We start from the raw sequence: 11,247 nt of genomic DNA, 5'->3' as shown, positions 1-11,247 counted from the left end.
GTCTGTCCCCTTTTCCGGGTCATCTACTCTGTTTCCGGCAAAGTATCAGCTTTTTGCTGACATGGCAAATTTATGCGCACACGGCGCGGCAACTTTCTGATTTTCATGGCTGATTCTCGCCGGTTCCGTTGGGCTCCGCCGGCGCCCTTCCGCAAGCCGTTGCCGGACTGCATCAGTTAGTTTTGGGTTATTTATAGTTACAGGTTTCCGATCATCCGTCCAACCCTCTGATCTTCCGACAGAAATGGCCTCGGCTTCGTCGGGCGTGCGACTCTGGAACCCCGAAGATCCGACTCTGAAGCCACGCTTCTCCGAATCCGGAACCCCGATCTTTCCGGGTCTGGCCTGCGCGGCGCGCTGGACGGAGGAGGCGCTTGGGCTTAGGGTCGGTGTCATCGAAACCACGAAGGCGTGCGACATCCCGGGGACACATCGGGGGCCGCGCCGTCGAGCAGGCACAGGCGACGCGAGATGGAGGAGACAGGTGGACGGCGGACAGCCGCCACTGCAGCGATGGGTGCGCGCGCACCCATCGCTGCGGGGCAGGCCACGGCCGATCCGGGTCCGGAGGTGACCGGACCGGGCGAGGCAACCGCGCGGATGGCCCGGACGCGGAAGGCCGCAAAACCCGCCGCGGCCGAGGGGCCGGCGGGCGGAACGGTGGCGGCCGGGCGCAGGGCCACCCCTGCGGCGCGCCCCCCCGAGACCGCTGACTTCTTCATCTGCGACATCCTTGATGCGCTGCCCAAGGACGACATGGCCTCGATGGAGCATCCGGTCTTTTCGCTGGCCACAAGGCCCGACCTGCGGGTGCTCGACTATTCCCACAACGGGGTCCGGATCACGGTGACGCCTTCGGTGCGCGGCCTCGCCACGCTCTTCGACAAGGACATCCTGATCTACTGCATCAGCCAGCTCATGGCCGCGCTGAACGCCGGGCGCGCCATCAGCCGCACGCTGCACCTGACCGCGCACGACCTGATGACGGCCACCCACCGCGAGACCAGCGGTGACGGCTACCAGCGCCTGCGCGAGGCGTTCGAGCGGCTGGCGGGCACCCGCATCACCACCAACATCGAGCAGGGAGGCCGCGAGATCACCACGGGCTTCGGCCTGATCGAGAGCTGGCAGATCGTGCGCCGCAGCCGGGGGGGGCGCATGGTGCAGGTGATGGTTACCCTCTCGGAATGGCTGTTCCAGGCTGTCCTGTCGAAATCGGTCCTCACGCTCAGCCGCGATTACTTCCGGCTGAGAAAGCCGCTCGAGCGGCGGATCTACGAGCTGGCGCGCAAGCATTGCGGCCACCAGCCGGAATGGCGGGTCTCGATCGCCACGCTGGCCAAGAAGTCGGGCTCGGCCTCGCCGCTCCGGGTCTTCCGCAAGATGATCCGCGATATGATCGGGGCGAATGCGCTGCCGGGCTATCTTCTGGCCGAGGAGCCGGGCGACATCCTCTGCGTCACCCGGCGCGAGGCGGTGCTGGCGCCGGGCCTCGCCCCCGCCCTGCGCGAGGCGACGCTCGAGCGGGTGCGTGCCCTGATGCCGGGCTGGGACGTCCATGCGTTGGTGGCCGAGTGGCACTCCTTCTGGAACCGCACCGGCCAGCCCCGGCTGAGATCGGCCGACGCCGCCTTCCTCGGCTGGATCGAGCGCCGGGCGGCGGGGTAAGGCCCGGCTTGCACGAGTATGAAGGGTGGCTATTATCCAAATCATTTTCAATGAGTTATAAATACGAATCTCGAAGGGAACGGAACTGCTGGGCGTGCTGATCCTAACGCGACGCGTGGGGCAGCTTCAGCGGATCCTGGAACCGGGCGACGCTGGCTGGTCTTGGGATCGCGCTCGACTTCGTGCAGGATAACCAGTCGATCAGCCTGCCGGCCGGCACGGTGCGCGGCTCGATGGCCTTTTCGAGCCGCTTGAGACACTGGCTCTCGGCGAGGATCATCTCTTGCTGATGAGCGACAACCAAGTTGGCCGAAACCGTCAGGCAAGTTGGCCGCTGGGTTCAGCCGGAGGACGGGCGTAGCCCGTCCCGGAGGCTGAACCCAGCGGCTGGCCCTCGTTTCGGGGGAGAAGGGTAGGTGCTGGCCGCTGCGGGCCGGTAGGGTCGAGGTCTCTGCTACCAAACGGAGATCCGACCGTGCCGGGCAAACCCGTCACCGACCAGCAAGTGAGAGTCTACATGACCGACCGTCTCCAGCACAGCCAGCGTGTCGCCGCCGCCCGCGCCGGCTTCAGCGAACGCACCGCCCGCCGCATCGATGCCGATCCGCGCCTTCCATCGCAACGTCCGGCCCCCCGGGGCCGCACCGTGCCCGACCCGCTCGAGGCGGTGTGGGAACCGGTGCTGCTGCCGATCCTCGCGCGTGATCCAGCCGTTCAGGCCGTCACCCTGTTGCGGCACCTTCAGACGAGCGATCCGGAGGCCTTCCCCGACGACCGCGTGCGCCGGACGCTCGAGCGGCGCGTCCGCGACTGGCGTGCCCTGAACGGACCCGAGCGCGACGTGATCTTCCGCCAGACGCCGGAACCCGGCCGGATGGCGCTGTCGGACTTCACCGATGCGAACGAACTCTGCGTGACGATCGCGGGGCAGCCGCTTGAGCAGCGCCTCTACCACTTCGTCCTGGCCTACAGCGGCTGGGAACATGCCGCCGTGGTGCTGGGCGGCGAGAGCTTCCCGGCGCTGGCCGAGAACCTCCAGAACGCGCTCTGGACCCTTGGCGGAGTGCCTGGCGAGCATCGCACCGACAGCCTGTCCGCAGCTTATCGGAACCTCGATGCCGAGGCCGCGGCGGACGTCACCAAGCGCTATGACGCCTTCTGCGCCCACTACGGCATGCTCGCCAGCCGCAACAATCCGGGCGAGGCGCACGAGAATGGATCTGTCGAGGCCCACAACAACCACCTGAAGGTCGCCCTTGATCAGGCCCTGATCCTGCGCGGCTCCCGCGACTTCGCCGATCTCGCCAGCTGGCGCCGCTTCGTCGATGAACTGGTTGCTCGACGCAACCGCCGGCGCGAGTCCGCGGTGCGCATTGAGATGGCGGCGCTCAGGCCGCTGCCGGCCCGGCGCACCACCGACTTCACCGAGGTGGTCGCGCGGGTCACGAAGACCGGGGGCTTCCTGGTCCACCAGGTCTTCTACTCGGCGCCCTCCCAACTGATCGGCAAGCGCCTGCGGGTCCATGTCTACGACGACCGGATCGAGGCCTTTCTCGGAGCGACCTCTGTCGTCACGCACCCCCGCCGTCGCGGCCGCGATGACGGCACCCGCGTCCACTGCGTCAACTATCGCCATGTCATCCACGCCCTGCGCCGCAAGCCGCAGGCGCTGGCCGGTTCCGTTTACCGCGACGGCCTGTTCCCGCGATCGGAATACGCCGTTTCGCCGAAGGCGAACCTTCGGTTCGACGGCCTGGGTCGCGTTGTCCGCCGCCTTGCCGCGTCGCGACGCCTGCCGTCGCATGGTCGATCTGCTGTGGCTCGCCCATGAGGAGGGCTGTGAGGCTGAACTGGCCGCGCTGATTGCCCAGACCCTCGGTCATGGCGAATTGCCCGAAGCCCATGCGCTAAGGAGCAAGCTGGAGCCGCGCCGGCGCGAGCTGCCCGACGACACGCCCGTCAACCTCACCGATCTGGCCCGCTTCGACGAACTGCTGGAGGCGCGCGCATGACCGCCGCCGCACCCCGCGCCGTCGACGTGCATGCGCTGCCCGCCATGCTCACGGCTCTCCGCCTGCCCAGCATCCAGCGCCACTGGACGATGCTCGCAGACCGCGCCGACGCCGAGGGCTGGCCCGCGTCGCGCTTCCTCGCAGCTTTGGCCGAGGTCGAGCTCGCCGATCGCGATGCCCGCCGCATCCAGCGCCATCTGCAGCAGTCCGAACTCCCCGGCGGCAAGACGCTGGCAACGCTCGACTTCAAGGCACTGCCCGGCGTGACCCGGGCCCGCATCGAGGCGCTGGCCGCCGGGGATTGGGTTGAGACCGGCGCCAATCTCATCGCCATCGGCAACTCGGGCGCCGGCAAGAGCCACGTTCTCTGTGCCATCGGCCATGCTCTCGTCGAGGCCGGCAAGCGCGTCCTCTACACCCCCACCACCGACATCGTGCAGAGGCTGCAGGCCGCCCGCCGCGATCTGGTCCTCGAGGCCGCACTCGCGAAGCTCGACAAGTTCGACCTGATCATTCTCGACGACATCACCTACGCCCAGAAGGACCAGGCCGAGAGCTCGGTGCTCTTCGAGCTCATCGCCCGGCGCTACGAGACGCGAAGCCTCGCCATCGCCGCCAACCAGCCGTTCAGCGCCTGGAACCGCGTCTTCCCCGATCAGGCCATGACCGTCGCCGCCATCGACCGGCTGGTTCACCACGCCACCATCCTCGAGATGAACGGCGAGAGCTTCCGCCGCCGCGCCGCCGCACGACGCCGATCCTCCGAGCCTGTCGCTGCGCCGACAGCCTCCAGCGACAACATCGGCGTCGAAGCCACCGACAACATCAACGACAAGCTTAGGGAGATCAGCGCCGAGTAACACCAACGACCGCAGCGGTCAAAACCGGCCATCCTGGTTGTCGGTCACGGCCAAGAAGGTTGACGCTCTACACTTGCAGCACGGCATGCTGAGCAGGGTAGTCTAAGCGGATGCCTTGAAGCCATTTGAAGTACTTCGTCTCCCAAGCCTTCAGGCCGGGATAGATCCGTTCATACAGAGAAGGAACGAGCAGATCTCTTGGTGCTTCGCGTCCGGTCCCGCACCGCGTCGTCCTGCCAGTCCGCGGTGAGGCGCGACATCACCCCGGGCGACAGGTTCGGAGCCTCCGCGCCGAGGATCGCCGCCAGGGCCTCCTGCACGTCGCCGGTCGAGAGGCCGCGCAGGTAGAGCGCTGGCAGCAGTGTGTCGAGGCTCTTCGACCGCCGCGCCCACTTTGGCAGGATGGCCGAGCTGAACCGGATCTTCTCTTTGGCCGGCACATCAGCCCGGTCGCGGACCTGGGCCGCTGGACCGGGATCGGCCCGATCCCGGTCTGGATCTCGCGCTCTGGACCGGCGCCATGCCGCACGACACGACGGCGGCCGTCGGGCAGGAGATCCTCGGCAAAGCCGGCGACGAACGCATCGGCCTCGGCCTTCAGCGCCGCCATGAGCATGCGACGCGCGCCCTCGCGGGTGATCTCGGTCAGAGGGTCAAGGACCAAACCGGGCTGGTGAAACGGGAGGATGTTGTTAACTTCGGACACAGGCGTATCGCTCCGTCTGGAGGTTCTGGCAGGCTTCGACACCCGCCACGATACGCCGCCTTCTCACACCCCATCACCCAATTTTGGCCATAGCTCAGCTGCAGCCGCGGCGAGGTGTCCGCCGTGCGATCCTGCGGTTCATGGCGGCAGAAGCGCCTGCCTGGCCGTTGGATCGACGGCCCGGCCGTTGCGGATGTCGGAGGCGGGGACCACATCCCGCGGTACGCGGATACCTGCGCGTGCGGCCGCGGCGCGATGGCGCCGGCTCGAGGGTTGACCCGTGCGCGGTTTGAACCCCGGGCGCGACTGGCGTATGGGTGGGTCAGCAGCGGGGAGACGACCATGACAGAGACGCCCAGCATCGTGACCATCGGCGAGATCGCCATTGGAGGTGCGAATCCGATCGCGCTCATCACCGGGCCCTGCCAGCTGGAAAGCCTCGAGCATGCCCGCATGATGGCGGGGCGCATCAGCGAGGCCTGCGCGCCGACCGGGACGAAGTTCATCTTCAAGGCGAGCTACGACAAGGCCAACCGCTCGTCGCTGGGCACGGCGCGGGGACTGGGCATGGAGAAGGGCCTCGAGATCCTGGGGGCCATCCGCGACGAGTTCGGGGTGCCGGTCCTGACGGACGTGCATGAGCCCTGGCAGTGCGCGAAGGCGGCCGAGGTCTGCGACGTCTTGCAGATCCCGGCGTTCCTGTGCCGCCAGACCGACCTGCTCATCGCGGCGGGCGAGACGGGCAAGGCCGTGAACATCAAGAAGGGCCAGTTCCTTGCGCCGTGGGACATGGGGAACGTGGCGGCGAAGGTCGCCTCGACCGGCAACCGGAAGATCCTGCTCTGCGAGCGGGGAACCTCGTTCGGCTACAACACGCTGGTGACCGATTTCCGCGGCCTGCCGACCATGGCCGCGACCGGCTGGCCGGTGGTGTTCGACGCGACCCACTCGGTGCAGCAGCCGGGGGGGCTTGGCGGCTCTTCGGGCGGGCAGCGCGAGTTCGCTCCGGTGCTGGCGCGGGCGGCCTGTGCGGTGGGGGTTTCGGCGCTCTTCATCGAGACGCACGAGGACCCGGACCGGGCGCCATCCGACGGGCCGAACATGATCCCGGTGGATCGGATGGGCCGGCTCATTGCCGAGCTCCGGGCGTTCGACGCGCTGGCGAAGTCGCTGGGCTGAGGATCGACGGTGGTCCGCGATCCGCGTGGCGGGGGCGCGGCAACCGGAGCGCAGGAGGGCAGGGTGCGTCGGTTCCGGCTCAGAGCCCTGCGGCCCGGGTGAGATTGATCCGGAACCTGTCGCGTCGGCGCTGGTATCGGCGTGTCATTTCGGCGGAGGCATGGCCGAGCTGCTTCTGGATGTGGCGCTCGTCGATCTCGGCGCTGCTGGCGAGGCCTGCGCGCAGGGAGTGGCCCGAGTAGAGGCGGCGGCGTTCCTCGACCGGCAGCTCGGGGCGCAGGCCGGCCTCGGCGGCGCAGCGTTTGACAAGGCGTGCGACATGCTTGTCGGACAGCCGGTCCGCGGTGGCCTTGCGCCCGTTGCGGGAGACGGCGACGAAGAGGGGGCCGAAGTCGATCCTTGCGTAGTGCAGCCACTGCGTCAGGGCATGGACCGGGCACGTCGGATCGGTCGATCCGCGGGCGATCTCGACCTCGCGCCAGCCGGTCTTGCCGCGCAGGGTGATCAGCGCGCCGTCCTCGAGGATCTCGACCCACCCGCCGCTGTCGGGCGTGTCCTCGCGGCCGTGATCGAGGCAGACGATCTCGGAGCGGCGCAGGCCTCCGGCGAAGCCGATCAGCAGGATGGCCCGATCGCGCAGTCCGCGCAGGTCGTGGGGCAGGGTGGCGAGCATGGCGCGCAGGTCCTCGGGCAGGAGGGCCTCCTTCTGCAGGGGCGGGCGGGCGTGCCGGCGGCGGATGCCGGCGAGGACGGTGGCGATGTGGCGGTCCTTTCGGTCCAGCCTTTCCCCACGCTGCGCATAATTCCAGCCGATGCCGGCGAGGCGCCGCTCGATGGAGGCGACCGAGAGGGCGCGGGCCTTGCCCCGCGGTGCGGCGAGATCGGCGATATGGAGGCCGACCAGTTCGGGCGAGGGGGGGAGGGGGTCCGCTCCGCGCATCCGGCACCAGCGGGTGAACTGCGCCCAGTCGCGGGCATAGGCCTTGAGGGTGTTGGTGGCGACGGCCTGCCGGGCGTAGTCGCGGGCGGTTTCGGCGAGGCGGTCCAACGTGCCCGACCCGGCGACATGGGCGGGCGGGGCGATCGGGTCGGGCTCCCGGTCGGGGCTCTCGCCCTGTTCGCGCGGCTCCGGAGGCGCCTTTGTCAGTCTGCCGGAGTTTTTGGGACTGCGGTCCATTTGTTTTCAACGACTTGCCTGTGTCTCATTTCTGAGACGGATTCAAGTATGTGAGACTGGACGCCGATGTGCGTCACCATGGGGGTGACTGTCCGACACCCGCACACGGAGCAAGTTATGTCCGATAATCCTGCAGCTGACAAGGATTGGGAAGGGGCGGAGTTTCGCGCCCAGGTGCGGGCGAAGCTACCGGGGCGGCTAAGTCCGGACACTCTCGAATGAGCCCTGCGCGAGCTGGATGCCAGCCGGTCCATGCTGGTGAAGCCGTTCCGCGAGGACGGGCGCATCAGCGGGCTGCTGCGCGACGCGCGCGGGCAGCTCGCTTGGCGGCACGTTCTCTTGATCCTCAGTGCTGCGCAACTCATACTCCTGTTTTGTACGGATGAGATGGGAGTTCCTTATGGGCCGGATCAAGGTGAACCTGACCCTGGATGCCGACGTGGCCGATGCGGCGCGCGCGCTTGGTCTGAACATGTCGCGCCTGGCCGAACGGGCGATTGCCGAGGCGACCAGGGTGGAGCGTAACCGGCTGTGGCGCGAGCAAAACCGCGCGGCCCACGCGGCCTATGCCGAGGAGCTTGCCCGCGAGGGCCTGCCTCTCGCCCGGTTCCGTACATTCTGAGGTTGGTCGACATGGCGCAGTTCGATGTGTTTCGCCTGAGAGGCGGCCTGTTGGTCGTGGACTTGCAGACCGATCTGATCGGCATCGAGGCGTCGCGGGTTGTTGCGCCGCTGCGCGAAGCGGGGCGCTACGCGGCATTTCCTGGCTTGACCCCCTTGGTCGAGGTGGACGGGACCGCCTGGATTGTCCGTGTGCAGGAACTCGCGGCCGTTCCTGGTGCGGAGCTGCGGACTCCGGTCGCCAGCCTCGTTGCGGATCGCGAGGCGCTGAAACGGGCGCTGGATATCCTGATTGTCGGTCTGCCGGAATTGTGAGACTGCGGCCCATTTGTTTTCAAGGCTTTGCCGGTGCTTCATTTTGAGATTGAGTCGGAATTCATGAGACTGTACATGGATGTGAGTCACTTTTCATGAGACTAGACTGCATCCGGGCGTCGCTCAGGTCATGTCCGATACTTCTGCGGCCGACAAGGATTGGGAAGAAGCCGAGTTTCGCGCAAGAGTGCTTGCCGAACTGCCGGAACAGTTGACCCAGGGCGAGGTGGAACGGGCCATGCGCCTGCTCGGCGTCAGCCGGGCGACGGTCTATCGTCTGGCGAAGCAGCTTCGCGAAGATGCGCGGACCAGCGCGCTTCTGCCGAATACGTCGGGTCGCAAGCCGGGGATGCAGCCGCTGGCCCCTGCGGTCGAGGCGATCGTGGCCCACCATTTCAAGGCGTTCTACGCCACCCGCCGCAAGCCGACCAAGACACGGTTCTGGCGCGAAGTGGCGGCGGATTGCCAGGCGCGGGGACTGGCGCCGCCCTCGATCCGGCGCCTCGGCCGCTGGTTGGATCTGAAGGATCAGGCCAAGCTCATGGCCAGGCGCGAGGGCAAGGACAAGGCGGAGCGCCGGCATCTCGCCACGCCCGGGACGCTCACGGCAGGCCGCCCGCTCGACATCGTCCAGATCGATCACACCAGGGCCGATGTGACGGTGGTCGACCCGGTGACCCGGCGCCCGCTCGGCCGGCCGACGCTGACCGTGGCGATCGACGTGAATTCCCGCATGGTACTGGGCTTCCATCTGTCGTTGGAACCGCCCTCGCTTCTCTCCGTCGCGCTCTGCCTGACCCATGCGGTGATGGAGAAGACGCATTGGCTGACCGTGCGCGGGATCAACACGGACTGGCCCGCCCAGGGCATACCCAGAGCGATCTACGTTGACAACGGCGCGGAGTTCCACGCCCGCGCCTTCGCGATGGCCTGCGCCGAATACCAGATCGATTTGCGACATCGTCCGCCCGGCACGCCGCGCTACGGTGGCCATATCGAGCGGCTCATCGGCACAATGATGGGCGCGGTGCACCTGCTGCCGGGCTCGCATTTCTCGAACATCTTCGAGCGTGGAGACCTCGACGCCGAGGCGGAAGCGGTGATGACGCTCGACGAGCTGGAGACCTGGCTGGCGCTGGAAATCACCGGCTCCTACCATGCGCGCATCCACAGCGCATTGGAAACCATACCTGCGGCCGCCTGGACGACGCGGATGGACGCGGCGAAACCCCGCATGCCGGCCGATCTCCGGCAGTTCCTGGTCGATTTCCTGCCCTCCGAGCAGCGAGTACTGCAGCGCGACGGTTTTCATCTCTTCCATATCCGCTACTGGTCGGACGAGCTGCGCTGGCTGATGGGCCGGGACAGCCGCAAGTACTCGCTCAAATACGACCCGCGCGATCTCTCGCGCATCTTCGTCGTAACGGATGAGGGGATCATCGAGGCCCGGCCGGCGGATCTGACGCGGCCCGCGATCACGCTCTGGGAACACCGCGCGGCGCGGCGAGCCCTGAGCGAGGCCGGGCGCCGGTCGGTGGACGAAGAGCTGATTTTTCGGACGATCGAGGCGCAGCGCGACCTCGTCGACAGCGCCGCGCGGCAGACCAAGGCGATCCGACGCCACCAGGCCCGTCGGGCGCATCTCGAGCGGCGCCAGATGATCGACGTGACGCCCGCGCCAGAGGCGCCTGACTCGCTTCCCGCCCCGCAAACCAAGGGCAATGCGCTGAAAGATCACCCGGGCTTCTATGTCGAGGAGTGGTACGACGATGACTGAGTTTCCGCACCTCTACCCGGGCGCCGGCAGGATCGCGGCGCTGAGCGCCGAGGAACGCATCCTGCGCATCCGCGCCGACCGCTGGATCTCCTATCCGCGCGCGGAGGCGGCGCTTGCGAAGCTCGAAACGCTGATGTCCTTCCCCGAGCGCGCCCGGATGCCGAACCTGCTTCTGGTCGGCGAAAGCGGTATGGGCAAGACCATGATCATCGAGAAGTTCACCCGCGATCATGCCGCGAGCTTCGACGACACCACAGGTCGGCTCAACATGCCGGTCGTCGCGGTGCAGATGGCCCCGGGGCCCGACGAGACCCGGTTCTATCGCCGGATCCTGGCCGCGATCGGCGCCCCGGAGCCGCCGCGGGCGACGCTCGCCGTGCTCGAAAGCCTCGCCTTGCGGCTCCTCACCGAACTGCGCCCCCACATGCTGGTGATCGACGAGATCCACAGCCTGCAGGCGGGCACGATCCGCGAGCAGGCGCGGTTTCTGAACATGTTACGGTTCCTCGGCAACGAGTTGCGCGTGCCGCTCGTCTGTGTCGGCACCGCCCAGGCCCGCAATGCGCTGCGCACCGATGCGCAGCTGGTGCGCCGGTTCGAGGCCTTCGCCCTGCCGCCCTGGCAGGAGGGGACGGATTTCACCGGGCTGATGAGCACGCTGATCCGCAGCCTGCCGCTCCGCCGCGAGAGCGAGATCGACGACAAGGCGCTCGCGCGGATGCTCAAGATGACCGGCGGTATCACATCGGGCGTCTTCTCGATCATGTCGCAGCTGGCGATCGCCGCCATTGAGAGCGGCGAGGAGCGGGTCCTCACGCGCGATGTCCTCGGCGGCGACCGGTTGCAAGCGGCCTTGGGCGAACCAGTGTGACGGGTCAAGGCCGTCTTCCGGTCGTGTTCGCGCCCGCCAGCGACGAGCGCCTGTCGTCCTG

9 protein-coding genes and 2 pseudogenes are annotated in these 11,247 nt (G+C 67.7%); 8 read left to right on the top strand and 3 right to left on the bottom strand.

Features of this window, described 5'->3' with window-relative positions; all coding sequences use genetic code 11:
* The first annotated feature begins 756 nt into the window (after positions 1–756).
* Positions 757–1,668, top strand: a complete 912-nt coding sequence (locus LV780_RS20840) for a replication initiator protein A (RefSeq protein WP_117345288.1) — start codon at positions 757–759, stop codon at positions 1,666–1,668.
* 103 nt (positions 1,669–1,771) lie between these two features.
* On the opposite strand, the gene LV780_RS22055 is transcribed toward LV780_RS20840, so the two are convergent.
* Complete coding sequence (locus LV780_RS22055; protein ID WP_326489527.1) at positions 1,772–1,948, bottom strand: hypothetical protein; 177 nt, start codon at positions 1,946–1,948, stop codon at positions 1,772–1,774.
* Positions 1,949–2,143: 195 nt separating this feature from the next.
* On the opposite strand from LV780_RS22055, the pseudogene istA reads away from it, so the two are divergent.
* Positions 2,144–3,680, top strand: a pseudogene (gene istA / locus LV780_RS20830) (IS21 family transposase).
* The gene (istB, locus tag LV780_RS20825) at positions 3,677–4,540 is read left to right on the top strand and encodes an IS21-like element helper ATPase IstB (protein ID WP_117345275.1); all 864 of its coding nucleotides are present in this window, start codon (positions 3,677–3,679) and stop codon (positions 4,538–4,540) included. The pseudogene istA and the gene istB overlap by 4 nt, the downstream one beginning before the upstream one ends.
* A 179-nt stretch (positions 4,541–4,719) precedes the next feature.
* On the opposite strand, the pseudogene LV780_RS20820 reads toward istB, so the two are convergent.
* Positions 4,720–5,246 (bottom strand): annotated as a pseudogene (locus LV780_RS20820) (transposase); the annotation flags it as partial.
* Positions 5,247–5,588: 342 nt separating this feature from the next.
* Here LV780_RS20820 and kdsA point away from each other — a divergent pair.
* Complete coding sequence (gene kdsA / locus LV780_RS20815) at positions 5,589–6,425, top strand: 3-deoxy-8-phosphooctulonate synthase (RefSeq protein ID WP_117345274.1); 837 nt, start codon at positions 5,589–5,591, stop codon at positions 6,423–6,425.
* Between the two features lie 79 nt (positions 6,426–6,504).
* Here kdsA and LV780_RS20810 read toward each other — a convergent pair whose 3' ends face one another.
* Entirely contained in the window at positions 6,505–7,602 is a 1,098-nt protein-coding gene (locus LV780_RS20810) for a tyrosine-type recombinase/integrase (protein ID WP_108222403.1), read from the bottom strand.
* 400 nt (positions 7,603–8,002) lie between these two features.
* On the opposite strand from LV780_RS20810, the gene LV780_RS20805 reads away from it, so the two are divergent.
* The 4 genes from LV780_RS20805 to LV780_RS20790 all read left to right on the top strand — a co-directional run bounded on the left by LV780_RS20805 (position 8,003) and on the right by LV780_RS20790 (position 11,186).
* Complete coding sequence (locus LV780_RS20805) at positions 8,003–8,224, top strand: type II toxin-antitoxin system CcdA family antitoxin (protein WP_011910853.1); 222 nt, start codon at positions 8,003–8,005, stop codon at positions 8,222–8,224.
* Positions 8,225–8,235: 11 nt separating this feature from the next.
* A complete protein-coding gene (locus LV780_RS20800; RefSeq protein ID WP_101341595.1) occupies positions 8,236–8,538 on the top strand; it encodes a CcdB family protein in 303 nt (100 codons plus the stop codon).
* 130 nt (positions 8,539–8,668) lie between these two features.
* The gene (locus tag LV780_RS20795) at positions 8,669–10,315 is read left to right on the top strand and encodes a Mu transposase C-terminal domain-containing protein (protein ID WP_117345273.1); all 1,647 of its coding nucleotides are present in this window, start codon (positions 8,669–8,671) and stop codon (positions 10,313–10,315) included.
* Positions 10,308–11,186 carry a TniB family NTP-binding protein gene (locus tag LV780_RS20790; RefSeq protein WP_011910856.1) on the top strand — a complete coding sequence of 293 codons (879 nt, stop codon included), beginning with the start codon at positions 10,308–10,310 and terminating at the stop codon, positions 11,184–11,186. The genes LV780_RS20795 and LV780_RS20790 overlap by 8 nt, the downstream gene beginning before the upstream one ends.
* Positions 11,187–11,247 lie beyond the last annotated feature (61 nt).

The organism is Cereibacter azotoformans (assembly GCF_021391315.1).
Classification (GTDB): domain Bacteria; phylum Pseudomonadota; class Alphaproteobacteria; order Rhodobacterales; family Rhodobacteraceae; genus Cereibacter_A; species Cereibacter_A azotoformans.
This window is presented reverse-complemented; position numbering and strand designations above follow the sequence as displayed.

Bases quoted from the DNA above. Each gene is read 5' to 3' on its own strand.
- LV780_RS20840 (WP_117345288.1), top strand. From the start codon at position 757: ATGGCCTCGATGGAGCATCCGGTCTTTTCGCTGGCCACAAGGCCCGAC.
- LV780_RS22055 (WP_326489527.1), bottom strand. From the start codon at position 1,948: ATGATCCTCGCCGAGAGCCAGTGTCTCAAGCGGCTCGAAAAGGCCATC.
- istB (WP_117345275.1), top strand. From the start codon at position 3,677: ATGACCGCCGCCGCACCCCGCGCCGTCGACGTGCATGCGCTGCCCGCC.
- kdsA (WP_117345274.1), top strand. From the start codon at position 5,589: ATGACAGAGACGCCCAGCATCGTGACCATCGGCGAGATCGCCATTGGA.
- LV780_RS20810 (WP_108222403.1), bottom strand. From the start codon at position 7,602: ATGGACCGCAGTCCCAAAAACTCCGGCAGACTGACAAAGGCGCCTCCG.
- LV780_RS20805 (WP_011910853.1), top strand. From the start codon at position 8,003: ATGGGCCGGATCAAGGTGAACCTGACCCTGGATGCCGACGTGGCCGAT.
- LV780_RS20800 (WP_101341595.1), top strand. From the start codon at position 8,236: ATGGCGCAGTTCGATGTGTTTCGCCTGAGAGGCGGCCTGTTGGTCGTG.
- LV780_RS20795 (WP_117345273.1), top strand. From the start codon at position 8,669: ATGTCCGATACTTCTGCGGCCGACAAGGATTGGGAAGAAGCCGAGTTT.
- LV780_RS20790 (WP_011910856.1), top strand. From the start codon at position 10,308: ATGACTGAGTTTCCGCACCTCTACCCGGGCGCCGGCAGGATCGCGGCG.